Source organism: Acinetobacter sp. C13 (assembly GCF_016809775.1).
In the GTDB taxonomy this organism is placed as follows: domain Bacteria; phylum Pseudomonadota; class Gammaproteobacteria; order Pseudomonadales; family Moraxellaceae; genus Acinetobacter; species Acinetobacter pittii.
In genome coordinates this window covers 903,565-920,172 of record NZ_JAFBJL010000001.1, presented here as the reverse complement: position 1 = coordinate 920,172, position 16,608 = coordinate 903,565, and the positions used below count along the sequence as shown (strand labels likewise).

The following is a 16,608-nucleotide window of genomic DNA, read 5'->3' as shown; positions in this document are numbered from 1 at the left end:
AAACATTATGGGTATGAGTGTTGGTTCTGAAGATGATGATGAAATGATTGGCACAATTAACACGACACCTTTGGTTGATGTCATGTTGGTTTTACTTATTATTTTTCTTATTACTATTCCGGTAGTCACACATACGGTTCCAGTGAAACTACCAGAAGAAAAAAATACTCCATATGCAACCACTCCTGAAAATATTCAACTCTCAGTAAATAAGAAAGGCGATATTTTCTGGAACGAAAGTTATGTGCCTAGTAAAGAGATATTACTGGCAAAACTTCAAGCAGTTGCACAAAAAAGACCTCAGCCAGAAGTTCATATTCGGGGTGATCAGCTTACCCATTTTGAAGCGATAGATCAGGTCATTAGTACGACCAAAGAAGCTGGTATTGGCAAAATTGCTTTTGTTACTACCCCTCCAGCCTACCCGTAATTAACTTAAGGAGAATTTTATGGGTATGAATGTCGGTTCAAATAATGATGACGATGTGATGTTAGAAGTCAACATGACACCTCTTATTGATGTCATGTTGGTACTCATTATTATGTTTATTATTACCATACCTGCACCAAACAACGCGATTAATATTAATTTGCCAAATGGCACACCGCCACCAACAAATGAAAAGCCACCTGAAGTGATTGATGTAAGAATTGATGCGGTAGGCAAAGTATTTTGGAATAACCAAGAGGTTTCTGACCGAAAGGCACTAGAGACTTTATTTCAAGGTGTGGTTGCTAAAAAAGATCAAGACCAGATCAAACTCAAACCGGACCAGATGGCTGAATATAAGAATGTAGCGATGGTCATGGCTACTGCACAACGTTTAGGTGTCACTAAAATTGGAATTGTGAGCAGTAACTAATATTGCTTTTCAATATATTAACTCTATTAACTCCTGCGCTAACTCGAATCTTCAGTTAGCGTTTTTTTAATTAGAAATATTCAACTCTAAAATAATATCTCCACACTCATCATATTCTCCAGTTTCTCGGAAACCCTTTTTTTTATAAAGTTTTCCAGCCACATAGTTGGACGATTTATACATCGTTCTAATTCGTTTAGCTCCTTTTGCAGCTATTTCATCAATTGCCATTTGCAATGCCTTGGTACCATAACCTTTGGCTTGATGATCTTTGCCAATCATAAAACGAAACAACCAAAATAATGTCTCATCAGGTAGGTCAACTTCGACACAATACATTAAAAATCCAATGACTTTATCATCCGAAAAAATCACTCTTGGACAGTAATGTTCTTCCACTTTAGACTCAGCAATAGAATATACATTTGGTGCAACATAATCTTTTTGAGATTCATCTAATGATAATCTTGCACATCGAATCCAATTCTCACGATCAAGATCTTTTAGACTAATCAAATTAAAAACCTCTTAGCTATTAATCTATATTCCATAAGCACAAAATATACCGAAAATAAAAAAGCCTCCGAAGAGGCTTTTTTCAAAACAGGATGAAATTAATCACCTGTATAACCTTTTAACTTCAAACGAGCAGCGTGTAGTAACGGCTCAGTGTAACCAGAAGGCTGTTCACAACCTTTGAAGATAAGATCAGAAGCTGCTTGGAAAGCAATATTTGTTTCAAAGTTAGCTGCCATTGGTTTATACAATGGGTCATTTGCATTTTGCTCATCAACAATTTTTGCCATGCGTTTAAGCACTTCTTCAACTTGTTCACGAGTCACAATACCGTGACGTAACCAGTTCGCAACGTGTTGAGAAGAAATACGTAATGTTGCACGGTCTTCCATTAAGCCCACGTTGTTAATATCGGGAACTTTCGAACAACCTACACCTAAGTCAACCCAACGAACAACATAACCCAAGATACCTTGGCAGTTATTTTCAAGTTCATTGTTGATCTCATCTGCTGACCAGTTTGTTTCTGGTGTAAATGGTGGTGTTAACAAGTCATCTAATGACAACATTTCTTCAGCTTTTAACTGATCTTGACGTGCTTTTACATTTACTTGATGGTAATGCATCGCGTGAAGTACCGCACCAGTTGGAGATGGAACCCAAGCACATGAAGCACCAGCATTTGGATGTGCAGCTTTAGTTGCTAACATATCTTTCATGCTATCTGGCTTTGGCCACATGCCTTTACCAATCTGTGCTTTGCCTTGTAAACCACATTTCAAACCGATTGCAACGTTACGATTTTCGTAAGCAGCAATCCATTTTTGTGTTTTAACCGCTTCTTTACGAACAACTGGTGCAGCTTCCATAGAAGTATGGATTTCGTCACCCGTACGGTCCATAAAGCCAGTATTAATAAAGATTGTACGGTCTTTAGCAGCAGCAATACAGTTTTTCAAGTTTACAGATGTACGGCGCTCTTCATCCATAATACCGATTTTTAACGACTTAGGTGGTAATCCAATCGCCTGTTCAGCACGTTCAAATAACTCTACAGCAAACGCAACTTCTTCAGGACCATGCATTTTTGGCTTAACAATATACATAGAACCTTTACGAGAGTTTTTATTTTCGTTTGTACTACGGATATCAGCAATTGATAACAATGGAGTCACCAATGCATCCATAATACCTTCAAAAATTTCTTCGCCGTCTACCAAAATAGCTGGGTTAGTCATTAAGTGACCCACGTTACGAAGTAACATAAGTGAACGACCATGAAGTTTTGTTGTACCACCAATTAAGTTTTTAATTTCGCGATCTTTATTTAGATCACGAACAATCGTTTTACCATTCTTTTCAATAGATTCTTGAAGTGTACCCTTCATTAAACCTAACCAATTACGGTAACCTTCAACTTTTTCTTCTGCATCGACAGCCGCAACCGAGTCTTCCAAATCTTGAATTGTGGTTACTGCCGCTTCAAATGTTAAATCTTTAACACCCGCTGGATCAGTTTGTCCAATTGGGCTATTTGCATCAATTTCGATAATGACATGAAGACCATTACTTAAAAGTACAACTTCTGAAGGATTTGCTTCTTCACCATTGAAACCAACAAACTGAGCTTCATGAGCTAAACCTGTTTTTGAACCATCTTTCAAAGTTACAACGAGTTTATTTTGCTCAATTGCATATTTTGTTGCATCTGCATGTGAACCTTGAGCAAGCGGGAAAACTTCATTTAAGAAATTCTTAGCGAACTCAATAACTTTTGCACCACGAACAGGATTATATCCTTTACCCTTTTCAGCTCCGCCTTCTTCAGAAATTACATCGAAGCCGTAAAGTGCATCATATAAAGAACCCCAACGGGCATTTGCTGCATTTAAGCAATAACGTGCATTACGTACAGGTACAACTAACTGTGGTCCTGCCAACAACGCAATTTCTTCATCTACATTTTCAGTAGTGATTTGAAAATCTTCAACTTCTGGTAATAAATAACCAATTTCAGTTAAGAACGCTTTATAAGCACCTAATTCAAATTTATTGTTACGGTGCCATTCATCAATTTTTGCTTGTAATTCATCACGCTTAGCCAATAATGCTTTATTTTTTGGGCTAAGATCGACAACAACTTGCTCAAAGTTCTTCCAGTAAGTTTCACTATCTAAACCAGAACCTGGTAAAGCTTCATTTTCGATAAAATCGTAAAGTTCTTTAGCAATCGCTAACTTGCCTTTTTGAATACGTGCAGTCATTGTCTTTCCTGAAGTTGCTACTTTTTATACCAAGAGAATCCTAGTATACCGATTTAAATTAAGCTGAATACTAATATCACATTCCTAAATAGTAAGCATTTTCCCTTGTAAAACTATTGACAAAGATAAATTTTTCTATATAGAAAGTATTAAAATTTTAACTAGGATTCCCAACAATTTATTCAATATTTAAAGATACTGAAACTAGACTTTTTGTTAACAGACAAAAAATTTCACTATCTTGTTTTTCTAAAGCGTATTTAGTTATATCAAACTTTGCTGCGTGAAAAAGCACTATTTAACTAAATTTATCTATTTTTGTTGTAAAAAAAAGCGCTCAATCCAGAGCGCTTCTCATATCTATTTTACTTAAGGGGTTTTTGTAGCATCAATATGTCGATGTTCAGAATGTAAATATTCATCAGACTGCATTTCTAGCAAACGTGAACGCGTACGTTCAATTTCAAATGCTAATTTTTCACCTTGATAAATATCAATAATACTATCTTGAGACGTTAAAAGTAATTTCACACCTCGATCGTAAAACTCATCGACTAGATAAATAAAACGACGAGTACCTTCTGACAAGAAATCTGTCAAATGAGGAACATTACTGACTAAAACCGTATTATAGATATTCGCAATTTCAATAAAATCGGCTGGGCTACGTGGTTTAAAGCAGAGTTCAGAAAACTCACACCACAACACATCTTCTGTATGTCCCAAAGTCTCGACAACACGATTATTAATCACAATCGGCTCTTGAGAATGAGCTTGTGTATGGGTTAAAGCACTAAAACGTTCAGCCATCCAGCTTTGAGCTTCATTCGTTAATGGCGATTTGAATAATTGAGCTTGTTTTAGTACACGCAAGCGGTAGTCCACACCAGCATCTACATTTAAAACAGCACAGTTCTTTTTAACCATTTCAATGGTTGGCAAGAAACGATCACGGTGAATACCGTTTTTATATAAGCCATCTGGTGCAATGTTTGATGTTGCAATTAATGTCACACCACGAACAAATAATTTTTGGAATAAATCGCTTAAGATCATTGCATCTGTTACGTTTGATACAAAGAACTCATCAAAACAGATAACGACAGCATCTTTATAGATTTGGTCAGCTACGATTTCAAGTGGATTACGTTGTCCTGAAAGCTTATTTAGCTCTTTATGAACATGTTGCATGAAATGATGAAAATGCATACGCGTTTTGCGGCGAAATGGCACAGACTCGTAAAATTGATCCATAAGCCAAGTTTTTCCACGGCCTACTCCGCCCCACATATATACACCTTTAGGTGAAGTTTGGCGACGGAAACGACGGAAAGCTTTTTTTGAGGCTTTATAACGGTTTAAAAGTTCTTTCCATACGCGATCTAATTCTTGCACTGCCTGTGCTTGCGCTTCATCTGCCATAAATTGACCTGAAGCTAAAGCCTCAGCATAGCGTTCTGCTGGGGAAGAAGGTGTGAATGCAGTACTATGAGAAGATTTTAAATTTAACATATCGTTTTATTTCAATTTTAACTGATGAGAGTATAGCGAACATTTTGTTCAACCACATTAGCTTTTAGCATCAAGAGTTACGACGATGACTCTTTTGCATATTGTCTAGGACTCTGTCCAAACCATCGTTTAAATGCATGATTAAATGCCGCCGGTTCAGAATAGCCGAGTAATTCGGCAACAACTTCTATTGAGTATTCCCTATATTCCATAAGCTTCAATGCCTTATTCTTGATAATTTGTTCACGAATTTGCTTATAACTCGTATTTAGCTGTTGCAGTTGATGCCTTAATGTCCTTTCAGGCATTTTCAATGCAAAAGCCGTTTCCGCCATGCTCGGGATAATTCCTTGTTGCAGTTCAAGATAATCTTGCACACATTGTATGATATGTGGAGTTTGATGATCTTGTTGATTTAATCTTGTTATTTCTGCAATACATTTTGATTCATAAATACGATGTGTAATGATATCGGCAGAAGGAATCTTGATTTCAAGTACATCCTTACTTAGGCTAAATGCCGCATATTTACCATTAAAATGCACATCTTCGCCATAATATGCAAAATAGTGTGACAAAGTATCTATATCAGTAGGCTTTTCAAATGGAAGTTCTATACGCATCGTAGGCATTTGTAATCCCATCATCGTATAAATATCTTGAATAAATTTATAAGTTCCAGAGATTTCACATTGTGCCCGTAACTGGCCAATTTCCGTTTTTAAATCAACAGGCAAATAATTTAAAATCGTCCGCTCATCAGTTTCGTATAAAGCTAAGCTACCAAATAAATGCGTAAGCTTTTGATATTTTATACCCTTATTTAAAGCAGTTTGAATATCATTACTTGTGACAAGTAGCATAAGCAATGGGCCGTAACCAGCTAAAGCATAATGCTGTCCAATAAATAAACCCTTTTCAGGCTCTACATTTTTACTAATTATTTGTTGAATGTCCCATTCAAGACGATCATGAATTGTGGAACTCGGGTCTAAAGCATCGACTTTAATACCTATATCGGCCAAACGTGAGTCGACATCAATGCCAGCATTGCGCATTCCTTGAATTAAATAGATTAAACCAAGTATCGACCGTTTCATTCTTCTATCAATTTCCCTAGACTGAAATGTTTTACTATAAAGAAGCAAGAAAATTAATTGCCGAATCTATCAATTTTCACGTCGATACAATCATGTTTAAACTGATTAAAAAACGTTAGTCTTGCGTGCAATCCTCTTTTCAGCTTATGCAGGGTTTCCAATGCTAAACGCAAAGCAAGATGCTATTCAAAAAACTAAAATTGCTATTATTGGTGCTGGCTTTGGTGGCCTAGCAATGGCAATCCGTTTACTACAAAATCAACAGCAAGACTTTGTTATTTTAGAAAAATCAAATGATGTCGGTGGAACTTGGCGAGAAAATCGTTATCCAGGTGCAGCATGTGATGTTCAATCTCATATGTATTCATTGTCTTTTGCACCAAAAACAGATTGGACAAAACGCTATGCTGAGGGACCAGAGATCTTTAATTATATTCAAGACATTACACAGAAATATAAAATTAAAGATTACTGTAAGTTTAACCATGACGTAACTCATGTCCAATATGATGAAACACGTCATGTGTGGACTCTAGATTTTAATGACCAACCTTCTATAGAAGCTCAATTTGTAGTTTTTGCATCTGGTCCCCTACACATCCCACAAATTCCTCCTATCAAAGGGATTGAAAAATTTAAAGGAAAAGTATTTCATTCCTCAAAATGGGAACATGACTATGATTTAAACGGAAAGTCAGTCGCATCTATTGGTACAGGTGGTAGCGCAATTCAATATATTCCAGAAATAGCCAAAGATGTTAAACAGCTCTATGTATTTCAAAGAACAGCTGCATGGGTAATACCACGAGATGAGCGCAAATATTCAAGCTTAAGTAAAGCATTATTCAAATCTTCTAATATTTATCGCCAGATTCATCGTAGTCGTCTTTACTGGAGTAATGAATCTCGCGTTGTACCCATTGTTCAACCTCAAATCATGAAGTATGGCCAAAAATTGGCAGAAGCATTCATCCGTTTTCAAGTCAAAGATAAAGAGTTAGCAAAAAAACTCACACCTGACTTCGTTATGGGATGTAAACGTATTCTTATCTCCAATAAATACTTCCCTACCTTTAACCGAAAAAATGTTGAGCTAGTAACCGATAGCATTCAAGAGATTAAAGAAAACAGTATTGTTACTAAAGATGGTCAAGAACGACCTATTGATTGTTTAATTTACGGTACAGGTTTTATTACTGACCCACGTATTTATTTAAAACATTTCACATGTATCGGACGTAATCAAATCGAGTTAAAACAAGCATGGAAAGATGGTGCTGAAAGCTATTACGGCATTATGACTAAAAACTTTCCCAACCTATTCCAATTGGTAGGTCCTAATACAGTTCTAGGTCATAATTCGATTATTTTTATGATTGAATCTCAAGTGAATTACATTTTACAGCTTATTCAACTTGTAGAAAAATCTGGTCAAAAAGCAATTGAGATCAAGCCTGAAATTCAAGACGCCTTTAACGAACGTGTCCAAAAGCAGCTGCAAGGAACAGTATGGCAAGCTGGCGGCTGTAGTAGTTGGTATCAATCTGCCGATGGAAAGAACTTTTCACTATGGCCAACTTACACATGGAAGTATTGGTTAGAAACACGTAAAGTTAAGCCCAAAGACTACTTACTTTTAAATAAAAGCTCACAGAGCTATGCAGCTTAAAATGTTCAAGACATAATAGGTAGGTTGATAACAATCTACCTATTATATGCAATCTTTTTATCTCATCATTCAAATTTTTTTAGCACTGGCTTTCGGTTATTTCCTAGCACCCAAACTATCTCTAAATATCCGACACTTTATATTTAAAATACTGCCCTATTTTTCTTATATTCTTTTAGCTAGTGTAGCTTTTGAATTAACCTTGGCACTTGATCAAATCGAGAATCCTTCTGCCATACTCCCACCCGCTATTATCATTGCTCTTACCACGTCTTTTGGTTCGTTCTTTACGTGTTTATTTGCTTATACAATTTTTGATAAACAAAGTGTTAAAGGCAAAATCTCCCTACAACTTTTTGTAAATGCTTTAAAGAATATTGCGAAGGCTTTTCTTGCACTAGGTGTTGGTGTTTTATTCGGCGCTATCGTTACTCAATTCACCTCTCATATCGCATTTAATAGCTGGTATTTGTTATTACTTTTTATTTTTTTAATTGGTATCGAACTTGCCTTCACCCACTTTAACCGCACATGGTTAAGCTGGAAAATTTTAATTGTGCCCTTAGCTGCTTTTATAGGGTCTTGTATAGCAGGCCTTTTGAATTACTATTTGCTCAACAAGCATTTTACACTTAATGAAACTTTAGCTTTAGCACAAGGCTATGGCTGGTATTCAATGTCGGGGATTTTATTTACGCAATTACATTCGGCAGAGTTGGGTGGAATCGCCTTATTAACCGACTTATTTAGAGAAATTGTTGCTATTTTTCTAATGTATACCATGGGTTGGCGTTTTCCACGCCCTGCTATCTCAAGTGCTGGTGCAACCTCAATGGATGTTACCTTAGCAATGGTAAAACAGTCATGTGGCACACATTATGTACCACATGCCATGATGAGCGGCTTATTATTAAGCCTACTCGCCCCGTTATTAATTAGCTTATTCCTAAATTTTTAGGCAATCGAAGCAAGAATAGACTTCAACATTTCTGTTGGCTTTTCTGCTTTAGTAATCGGTCGACCAATTACCAGATGCGTAGAGCCATCAAGCATAGCTTGCTTTGGAGTTACAATACGTTTTTGGTCGTCTGCATTAGAACCTTCTGGACGAATACCAGGTGTTACTAAAGAGAAGTCTTGCCCAATTAATTCACGAAGAATCTTAGCTTCTTGAGCTGAACAAACCACTCCATCCAAGCCACTTTCTTTCGTTAAATTAGCCAAGCGCTTTACATGCTCTACAGGTTCAACATCTAAACCAATATCTTTTAAATCTTCACGACCCATTGATGTGAGTACTGTCACAGCGATAAGTTGGGTTTGATAGTTACCCGCTTTTAAACGCTCCACACAGGTTTCCATCATTTTACGGCCACCTGAAGCGTGAACATTTACCATCCATACACCTAAATCAGCCGCTGCACATACTGCTTGAGCTGTAGTGTTTGGAATATCATGAAATTTAAGATCAAGAAAAACTTCAAAATTTTGTTCTTGCAGTTTTTTTACAACAGATGGGCCTTCATGAGTAAAAAGCTCTTTACCCACTTTTACACGACATAAAGCAGGATCAAGCTGTTCAACAATTTTTAAAGCGTCATATTGGCTTTTTGCATCTAACGCAACAATGATACTCAAGAGACTTTCTTCCATCATATAAAATCAGCGTTATTATAATAGACAACTCATGAAGGAATAAAGGAATGTAGAGAGCTGCTTTCCAAAATTAAAGCGATAAGAAAAAGCATTTATATTTAGAAAAATAAAAGAAGAGATAAAATTTAGAGAGATACTACTCTTTACTCATTAATAAAGAGTAGTACGGGGATTATAGCGGAGTAGAATTTTTATCTTGCGGATAAATATCTACAACGGTTTTTTCATGTCTTACATTTGCAGCTGCTTCAGCCGCTGCTAATTGAGCACTTTGGATTTGTTCTTTTCTTAAATGGTCAATATCTTTACGCAGGCGTTTAATTTCCCAACCTTTTTGGAATACTCTGAAAACCTGTACACCAAGTAAAAGACCGACCACTGTTCCTAGTACTAATGTGAGTAGCAATAATAAGCCTAAACGCATAGCTGGAACTTGGGTAAATAACAAATCAACAGAAAGTTCTGTTGGATTCTGCAAAACAAGTGCTAAAGAATAGCCAAATACAACAATAAGCAATGCAATTAAAATATAACGCATAGGCACCCCGACTTATAAATTTTATTTATTTCCCAGATTCGTTTACTGCGTCACGAAGGGCTTTTCCGGGTTTAAAATGTGGAACAGCTTTAGCTGCAACTTCAACTGATTTTCCTGTTTTAGGATTGCGACCAACTCTTGGATCACGGTGGTGTAAAGCAAAGCTACCAAAACCACGGATTTCAATTCGATTATCAGTTGATAGGGCTTCTATCATTTGATCAATCATAATTTTAACCGCCTCTTCCACCAAAGGTTCAGCTAAGTGTGGGTTTTTTAGCGCAATGCGTTCAATCAAATCAGACTTATTAAGAGCTTCAGTAGTCATCTACGACCTCGTTATTTATTGCTACTCTATGTCGTTCGATAATAACCTGTTTAAATACAAAACGGTAGCGCAGTATGTTGAATACTAGGCTACCGTTTACAGTAATTTGTATAAAAAGTACAATTCCGTTACATGAAACTGTACTTTGTTAACTTATTACTTCATTTGTGCTTTGATCAAGTCACCAATAGTCTTAGGACCATTGTCTTGACTTGTAGTTGCTGTACGTAAGCTAGCAACTGCTTCTTTCTCTTCAGCTTCGTCTTTCGCTTTGATAGACAAGTTGATAGAGCGAGATTTACGATCAACGTTGATGATCTTCGCTTCAACTTCTTGACCAACTTCTAAGAATTTAGTCGCATCTTCTACGCGGTCACGGTTGATTTCAGAAGCTTTAAGAGTTGCTTCAACTTCGTCAGCTAACTTAACAGTTGCGCCACGAGCATCAACTGCAGTTACAGTACCTTTAACTAAAGCACCACGTTCGTTAGCAGCTAAGAAGTCATTGAAAGGATCGCTGTTCAATTGCTTGATACCAAGGCTGATACGGTTACCTTCAGCGTCTACAGACAAGATAACAGCTTCAACAGTGTCACCTTTCTTGTAACGACGAATAGCTTCTTCACCTTGCTCGTTCCAAGAAATATCAGACAAGTGTACTAAACCGTCGATACCGCCATTCAAGCCAATGAAGATACCAAAGTCAGTGATAGACTTGATAGTACCAGATACTTTTTCGCCTTTCTCATGAGCTTTAGCAAACTCTTCCCATGGGTTAGCACGAGTTTGTTTGATACCAAGGCTAATACGACGACGTTCTTCATCAACTTCAAGAACCATAACATCAACTTCATCACCAATCTGAACAACTTTAGATGGGTGGATGTTTTTGTTAGTGTGGTCCATTTCAGAAACGTGAACTAAACCTTCAACGCCTTCAGCGATTTCAGCGAAACAACCGTAGTCAGTTAAGTTAGTTACGCGAGCTTTAACGATAGAACCTTTAGGGTAACGGCTCATGATCGCTAACCATGGATCTTCGCCTAATTGTTTAAGGCCTAAAGATACGCGGTTACGTTCACGGTCAAATTTAAGTACTTTAACAGTAACTTCTTGACCAACTTCAACAACTTCTGAAGGGTGCTTGATACGCTTCCAAGCCATATCTGTGATATGTAGAAGACCATCAATACCGCCAAGATCAACGAATGCACCGTAATCAGTAAGGTTTTTGATTGTACCTGTAACTGTTTGACCTTCTTCAAGTTGAGCAAGTAATGCTTCACGGTCAGCAGAAGATTCAGCTTCCATAACAGCACGACGAGATACAACAACGTTATTACGTTTAGCATCAAGTTTAATTACTTTGAACTCTAACTCTTTACCTTCAAGGTGAGTAGTGTCACGGATAGGACGAGTGTCAACTAATGAACCTGGTAAGAATGCACGAACAGGACCGATGTCAACAGTGAAACCGCCTTTAACTTTACCAGAGATAACACCAGTAACGATTTCGCCATCTTCAAAGATTTTTTCAAGTTTAGTCCAAGTTTCAGCACGCTTAGCTTTTTCACGTGATAAAACTGTTTGACCCATACCGTTGTCAAGAGCTTCAACAACTACGTCAACAGTATCACCAACCTGAACTTCAAGTTCACGTTGTTCATTTAAAAATTCAGCACGGTCAACAATGCCTTCAGACTTTAGGCCAGTGTCAACAGTTACCCAGTCGCTATCGATGTTTACAACAACACCTTGGATGACTGCACCCTTTTCAACGTTGAGGTTTAATTCACTTTCTTCAAAGAGGGCTGCAAAAGATTCGGTCATGATATACCTGATAAATTCAGCGGTCTTGGATCAGACAAGGCCGGTTTAGTTAAGTATCAACATAGTCTTTATAGACTGATCAAGCTATGCTTCAACTGATAATTCTATTTACTAAATAGTACGGCTATCGACATAATCAACCATTAACTTAAATACCTGATCGATCGTTAATTCCGAACTATCAATGATATAAGCATCTTTGGCTGGCTTGAGCGGAGCAACTTCTCGCTCCATATCTCTTTTGTCTCGTGCCTGTATATTAGCTAAAATGTCGTTTATTTTAGCATCTAGCCCCATACCCTGCAACTGTTTTACTCTTCGCTCAGCGCGTGACTCAGCCGAAGCTGTCAGATAAATTTTGGCATTAGCTTCTGGAAAGATAGATGTTGCCATATCACGGCCATCTGCAACTAAACCAGGACTTTGCACAAAAGCTCTTTGTCTTTCAAATAGTGCCTGTCTAAGCTCTGGAACCACTGCAACTTTTGAAGCATACTCACCAACTCGCTCTGTACGGATTGTTTGAGATACATCTTCTCCATCCAAGAAGACCAAAATCCCTGAGGTAGACGTTTCAAATTTAATGTCCAGTTGACGTGCATATTGGATACACTCATCAAGCTGACTGTCTAATTTCTCTAATAAATCGTGTTTATGTAATGACAACCCCAATAAACGATATAAGGCACCCGAATCAAGTAAATGATATTGATAATGTGCTGCAAGTTTTGCGGCCAATGTTCCTTTACCCGAACCACTCGGACCATCAATAGTAATAATTTGAACTGTCATTGAACTCTCACTAAGAAGCAAATGCTTTAGCTAATCTCGAAAAGCCTAGTGTAATGGCTAGTTTTAGCTGTGCAAGGATTAATTTACTGACCACTGGCGCTTTTGCCGTTAACTCGATGCGGTATGTAACTAAAGTAATGTATGGAGTAATCTCAGAAAACTCGATTCTACCTAAATGATGTTTAATCAAAGGATTGTCTATTAATTTATACTCAATACTTTTATTTTCTTCCAACAATGTAATTTCTTCTTTAAGGGGCTTAATTGGACCAAATCCCATACGTCGAATTGAGCCTAAACCATCAGGTCTTTTAGAATCTGCAGAGTCTTTAACACGCACAACTTGTAAAGGTGCAAAAGCAGTATTGTAAGTTGAATGCTTAGAGAGCAAATTAAATACATCAGTAAGAGGAGCATTAAATTCTTTTTCTACGGTAATTACATTACGCATTGGATCGTCCTTATTAAATAGAATCATGACATTAAAACTGCGTTAGTTTGCCATAAGAGTATGTTAATTTTTAATCATTTAAGGACGTTTTTTGTTGTTTCTCTTGTTTCTTTTGCTCACGTCTTTGTTTAAAAAAATGGCTAAGCTGTTGTGCACATTTTTCTTGTAGACAGCCATGCTGAAATGTAAATCTATGATTATAATAACCTTGCTGTAATAACTGACGCGCACTCACCAAAGAACCTGCTTTAGGTTCCGGCGTACCAAAAACCACATGTTTAATTCTTGCATGTACGAGCGCACCTACACACATAGTACATGGCTCAAGAGTGACATATAAAGTTGTATCTTCAGGTAATCGATAATTTTCTAAAGAGGAACACGCTGCACGGATAGCTTGAATTTCTGCATGTGCAGTTGGATCTAATAAAGTAATTGGAGCATTATAACCAGATCCAATTACTCGATTTTGGCTCACCAGAACCGCTCCAACAGGTATCTCACCCTGCTGGGCGGCTAATTCAGCTTGCTCGTAAGCAAGCTGCATCCAGTATTCATCACTATATTCAGTCATTTATTTTAGGTGATCACACCGTGTTGTCTAAGTAAGGCATTCCAGCTATCAATTGAAGTTACTGGTGGACAATCAGCCAATATACCTCTTAAGCTTAGATCGTCACATGGTTTCCATTCAGGTGATAAATCTTTATCAACTAAGCGTGCGCGAACACCTTCCACAAAGTCAGGATGACGGATTTTCCACTCAGAAATCTGAGCCTCTAGATCAAAGACCTCATCCCATGAGTGGATTTGTTTGCCCCATTGCCACAGTAACCAAGTAATTGCCGCGGTACTAGGAGATCCTTTTTGCAAATTCTCACTCGCTTGACGTAACCAATCACTGCTCGCATCACGTAAGCTAACAATAGCTTGATAATCTTGTTCAAAATTAAAACCACGGCAAACACTATGAATTACATCAAGTGAGTTTTGCAATGGACCTGCCGCAACAGGACGGTGTAAACTATTTAAAGTATCATCAATTGCTCGGAAATCCCCTGCAGGATAATGAGCCCAATTAATATTTAAAACTTTTTGCAAAACATTATCACGCTGAGCTTCACAAATATGTGTTGCCCAACCGATGCTATACGCCCCAGCAGCAGTCATGATTGAACCGGTTAAGCCCGTAAACAAACCTATTGGACCACGATCTGCCAAGAAACGGCTCGCACCAACGTCAGGATATAAACCAATATTAATTTCAGGCATTGCTAAACGTGAATATGGTGTCACTAGACGGAATGGTGCAGCCATAAACAAGCCTAAACCACCGCCCATTACGTAACCTTCTCCCCAAACCACAACCGGTTTAGCATAATTATGTAAAAGTAGATCTAAAGCATATTCCTGCTGGAAGAACTTATTTGCGGTATCGACTTCTTGATTTATAACAAGTTGGCGTAATTTTCTAACATCACCACCTGCACAAAAAGCTTTTGGTGTAGTTGAGTCTAACCAAATTGCTTTAACCTGTTCATCGTCACGGAAATCTTCAAATACACGCAATAATGCCGTTACGATTGATTCGTCTAAAGCATGTAACGATTTAGGACGATTCAAACGTACTATACGCCAGCCGTTTTTTGCTTCTTCAACCACCAAGTCCGGGTGATAGTTATTTACATTGGGAGAGTTCATCATGCGTCCAATTGCCAGTCTATGGGCTCAATGCCATGTTGTTTCAAATATTGATTTGTTTTTGAAAACACTTTGCATCCAAAAAATCCCCCTCTATTTGCAGCAAGAGGTGATGGATGTGCGGCTGTTAAAACCAAGTGTTTATCTCTATTTATACGTTGTCCTTTGCGCTGTGCATAAGCACCCCACAAAATAAATACTATATGTTGTCTCTGTTCATTTAGAACATCAATAACTTCATCAGTAAATGCTTCCCAACCTTGCTTTTGATGTGAGGTTGGCTGTCCAGCTTCAACAGTAAGCACGCTGTTCAGTAAAAGTACGCCTTGCGTAGCCCATTTTGTTAAGTCACCATGGCGAGGAGCTGGAATACCCAAATCTGTATGTAATTCATGAAAAATATTGCGCAAAGATGGTGGTAATGCAATACCTTTTTGAACAGAGAAACTTAATCCATTCGCTTGGTTTGGCCCGTGATATGGGTCTTGCCCTAAAATCACAACTTTCACATCAGCCAGTGGTGTGGTATTTAAAGCATTAAAGATCTGTTTACTAGGCGGATATATTATTTTCTGAGCTTGTTTCTGTTGAAATAAGAAATCGCGCAAACTATCCATCTGAGGACTTAATAGAAAAGGTGCTAAAGATCTTTTCCAACTTTCTTCTAATTGAACTTTACTGAGTTTATCTTGCTGTTGCTCAGTTAATTGCATTAATGTCATCCTAGATCAATTTTCAATTCTACAAATAAAATAAGTAATTCGATTTATACTTCGACTTGCAAATCAACTTGAGGATTATTAAATTTAATCCCTTTTTTCAAGTCTTCATACATTTGTGGATTTGTCCACTCTATCTGAATTTGTTCTGAAAAAACAATTCCATCAAGACTTAAAATACCCATTTGTTCGTTTTGAATATCTTCAATAAAGCTTTGAGCATATCCAGTATCAGTCTCATGAACAATAACAGAATATACTTCAACATCACCTTCCCCATTTTGAGTGACTGTTGATTGTAAAACTTGCTGAGCTAGATAAAAGAAAATACGTGAAAACTGTTCAGCCGACGGTGAAACAGGTAAAGAAATCCAACGAGCACTAAAAGTCTGACATGCATCAATATATTGAGAATCATCTTTTTCCCAAAAACAGATTGCGTGATCAAAGCTGTCGAATAGGTCTTTTATTACTCCTTTTAGGAGTCCAAAATCATAAACCATTTGCCCATGATCTAATTTCGAAGCTTTAAGCAATAACTCAACTTTATAGCTATGTCCATGAATTGATCGCTTACAACGATCCGATGTACAGTTACGTACAACATGTGCATTTTCAAACTTAAATAACTTACGAATTAACATGTGCCAAATCGATCATTCCTTCTAA

The 16,608-nt window shown here is 37.4% G+C and carries 18 protein-coding genes; 4 read left to right on the top strand and 14 right to left on the bottom strand.

Annotated elements, in window-relative coordinates; all coding sequences use genetic code 11:
* Positions 1 to 7 precede the first annotated feature (7 nt).
* Positions 8 to 430, top strand: a complete 423-nt coding sequence (locus JGE69_RS04515) for an ExbD/TolR family protein (protein ID WP_199112441.1) — start codon at positions 8 to 10, stop codon at positions 428 to 430.
* Positions 431 to 449: 19 nt separating this feature from the next.
* Positions 450 to 863, top strand: a complete 414-nt coding sequence (locus JGE69_RS04510) for an ExbD/TolR family protein (RefSeq protein ID WP_002117898.1) — start codon at positions 450 to 452, stop codon at positions 861 to 863.
* A 66-nt stretch (positions 864 to 929) separates the two neighbouring features.
* Here the strand turns inward: JGE69_RS04510 and JGE69_RS04505 are convergent, their stop codons facing one another.
* The 4 genes from JGE69_RS04505 to JGE69_RS04490 all read right to left on the bottom strand — a co-directional run bounded on the left by JGE69_RS04505 (position 930) and on the right by JGE69_RS04490 (position 6,255).
* Positions 930 to 1,379, bottom strand: coding sequence for a GNAT family N-acetyltransferase (locus JGE69_RS04505; protein WP_199112439.1), 450 nt, complete (start codon positions 1,377 to 1,379; stop codon positions 930 to 932).
* Positions 1,380 to 1,477: 98 nt separating this feature from the next.
* Entirely contained in the window at positions 1,478 to 3,643 is a 2,166-nt protein-coding gene (locus JGE69_RS04500) for a malate synthase G (RefSeq protein ID WP_199112437.1), read from the bottom strand.
* A gap of 369 nt (positions 3,644 to 4,012) precedes the next feature.
* Entirely contained in the window at positions 4,013 to 5,155 is a 1,143-nt protein-coding gene (gene zapE / locus JGE69_RS04495; protein WP_199112435.1) for a cell division protein ZapE, read from the bottom strand.
* A 77-nt stretch (positions 5,156 to 5,232) separates the two neighbouring features.
* Positions 5,233 to 6,255 carry an AraC family transcriptional regulator gene (locus JGE69_RS04490; RefSeq protein ID WP_199112433.1) on the bottom strand — a complete coding sequence of 341 codons (1,023 nt, stop codon included), beginning with the start codon at positions 6,253 to 6,255 and terminating at the stop codon, positions 5,233 to 5,235.
* Positions 6,256 to 6,376: 121 nt separating this feature from the next.
* On the opposite strand from JGE69_RS04490, the gene JGE69_RS04485 reads away from it, so the two are divergent.
* Together JGE69_RS04485 and JGE69_RS04480 are read left to right on the top strand one after the other, a co-directional pair.
* Positions 6,377 to 7,924 (top strand): flavin-containing monooxygenase, encoded by a 1,548-nt coding sequence (locus JGE69_RS04485; RefSeq protein ID WP_199112432.1) that lies wholly within the window; start codon positions 6,377 to 6,379, stop codon positions 7,922 to 7,924.
* 46 nt (positions 7,925 to 7,970) lie between these two features.
* A complete protein-coding gene (locus tag JGE69_RS04480; RefSeq protein ID WP_199112431.1) occupies positions 7,971 to 8,882 on the top strand; it encodes a lysine exporter LysO family protein in 912 nt (303 codons plus the stop codon).
* Here JGE69_RS04480 and pyrF read toward each other — a convergent pair.
* From pyrF to JGE69_RS04430, 10 genes are all read right to left on the bottom strand, one after another.
* Complete coding sequence (gene pyrF / locus JGE69_RS04475; protein WP_025466022.1) at positions 8,879 to 9,577, bottom strand: orotidine-5'-phosphate decarboxylase; 699 nt, start codon at positions 9,575 to 9,577, stop codon at positions 8,879 to 8,881. The two genes, JGE69_RS04480 and pyrF, sit on opposite strands and share 4 nt — an antisense overlap.
* A gap of 175 nt (positions 9,578 to 9,752) precedes the next feature.
* A complete protein-coding gene (locus tag JGE69_RS04470) occupies positions 9,753 to 10,118 on the bottom strand; it encodes a lipopolysaccharide assembly protein LapA domain-containing protein (RefSeq protein ID WP_002121360.1) in 366 nt (121 codons plus the stop codon).
* Positions 10,119 to 10,143: 25 nt separating this feature from the next.
* The gene (locus tag JGE69_RS04465) at positions 10,144 to 10,446 is read right to left on the bottom strand and encodes an integration host factor subunit beta (protein ID WP_002121337.1); all 303 of its coding nucleotides are present in this window, start codon (positions 10,444 to 10,446) and stop codon (positions 10,144 to 10,146) included.
* A gap of 156 nt (positions 10,447 to 10,602) precedes the next feature.
* Positions 10,603 to 12,276 carry a 30S ribosomal protein S1 gene (rpsA, locus tag JGE69_RS04460; protein ID WP_002121348.1) on the bottom strand — a complete coding sequence of 558 codons (1,674 nt, stop codon included), beginning with the start codon at positions 12,274 to 12,276 and terminating at the stop codon, positions 10,603 to 10,605.
* A gap of 111 nt (positions 12,277 to 12,387) precedes the next feature.
* Positions 12,388 to 13,068: a (d)CMP kinase gene (gene cmk / locus JGE69_RS04455; protein ID WP_174724495.1), complete on the bottom strand. Its 681-nt coding sequence runs from the start codon at positions 13,066 to 13,068 to the stop codon at positions 12,388 to 12,390.
* 10 nt (positions 13,069 to 13,078) lie between these two features.
* Complete coding sequence (locus JGE69_RS04450) at positions 13,079 to 13,519, bottom strand: SRPBCC family protein (protein WP_014206600.1); 441 nt, start codon at positions 13,517 to 13,519, stop codon at positions 13,079 to 13,081.
* Between the two features lie 70 nt (positions 13,520 to 13,589).
* Positions 13,590 to 14,093, bottom strand: coding sequence for a tRNA adenosine(34) deaminase TadA (gene tadA / locus JGE69_RS04445; RefSeq protein ID WP_174724493.1), 504 nt, complete (start codon positions 14,091 to 14,093; stop codon positions 13,590 to 13,592).
* A 5-nt stretch (positions 14,094 to 14,098) separates the two neighbouring features.
* On the bottom strand, positions 14,099 to 15,223 hold the full coding sequence (locus JGE69_RS04440) for an enoyl-CoA hydratase/isomerase family protein (protein WP_014206599.1): 1,125 nt from the start codon (positions 15,221 to 15,223) through the stop codon (positions 14,099 to 14,101).
* Positions 15,220 to 15,933 carry a uracil-DNA glycosylase gene (gene ung / locus JGE69_RS04435; protein ID WP_005069527.1) on the bottom strand — a complete coding sequence of 238 codons (714 nt, stop codon included), beginning with the start codon at positions 15,931 to 15,933 and terminating at the stop codon, positions 15,220 to 15,222. Before ung ends, JGE69_RS04440 begins: the two co-directional genes overlap by 4 nt.
* Positions 15,934 to 15,986: 53 nt before the next feature.
* The gene (locus JGE69_RS04430) at positions 15,987 to 16,583 is read right to left on the bottom strand and encodes a 6-pyruvoyl trahydropterin synthase family protein (RefSeq protein WP_017386831.1); all 597 of its coding nucleotides are present in this window, start codon (positions 16,581 to 16,583) and stop codon (positions 15,987 to 15,989) included.
* Positions 16,584 to 16,608: the final 25 nt, after the last annotated feature.

Excerpts from the sequence above, each read along its gene's own strand:
- cmk (WP_174724495.1), bottom strand. The coding sequence starts at position 13,068 with ATGACAGTTCAAATTATTACTATTGATGGTCCGAGTGGTTCGGGTAAA.
- JGE69_RS04490 (WP_199112433.1), bottom strand. The coding sequence starts at position 6,255 with ATGAAACGGTCGATACTTGGTTTAATCTATTTAATTCAAGGAATGCGC.
- rpsA (WP_002121348.1), bottom strand. The coding sequence starts at position 12,276 with ATGACCGAATCTTTTGCAGCCCTCTTTGAAGAAAGTGAATTAAACCTC.
- JGE69_RS04515 (WP_199112441.1), top strand. The coding sequence starts at position 8 with ATGGGTATGAGTGTTGGTTCTGAAGATGATGATGAAATGATTGGCACA.
- JGE69_RS04510 (WP_002117898.1), top strand. The coding sequence starts at position 450 with ATGGGTATGAATGTCGGTTCAAATAATGATGACGATGTGATGTTAGAA.
- JGE69_RS04465 (WP_002121337.1), bottom strand. The coding sequence starts at position 10,446 with ATGACTACTGAAGCTCTTAATAAGTCTGATTTGATTGAACGCATTGCG.
- JGE69_RS04430 (WP_017386831.1), bottom strand. The coding sequence starts at position 16,583 with ATGTTAATTCGTAAGTTATTTAAGTTTGAAAATGCACATGTTGTACGT.
- JGE69_RS04500 (WP_199112437.1), bottom strand. The coding sequence starts at position 3,643 with ATGACTGCACGTATTCAAAAAGGCAAGTTAGCGATTGCTAAAGAACTT.
- JGE69_RS04480 (WP_199112431.1), top strand. The coding sequence starts at position 7,971 with ATGCAATCTTTTTATCTCATCATTCAAATTTTTTTAGCACTGGCTTTC.
- JGE69_RS04450 (WP_014206600.1), bottom strand. The coding sequence starts at position 13,519 with ATGCGTAATGTAATTACCGTAGAAAAAGAATTTAATGCTCCTCTTACT.
- JGE69_RS04470 (WP_002121360.1), bottom strand. The coding sequence starts at position 10,118 with ATGCGTTATATTTTAATTGCATTGCTTATTGTTGTATTTGGCTATTCT.
- pyrF (WP_025466022.1), bottom strand. The coding sequence starts at position 9,577 with ATGGAAGAAAGTCTCTTGAGTATCATTGTTGCGTTAGATGCAAAAAGC.
- tadA (WP_174724493.1), bottom strand. The coding sequence starts at position 14,093 with ATGACTGAATATAGTGATGAATACTGGATGCAGCTTGCTTACGAGCAA.
- ung (WP_005069527.1), bottom strand. The coding sequence starts at position 15,933 with ATGCAATTAACTGAGCAACAGCAAGATAAACTCAGTAAAGTTCAATTA.
- zapE (WP_199112435.1), bottom strand. The coding sequence starts at position 5,155 with ATGTTAAATTTAAAATCTTCTCATAGTACTGCATTCACACCTTCTTCC.
- JGE69_RS04440 (WP_014206599.1), bottom strand. The coding sequence starts at position 15,223 with ATGATGAACTCTCCCAATGTAAATAACTATCACCCGGACTTGGTGGTT.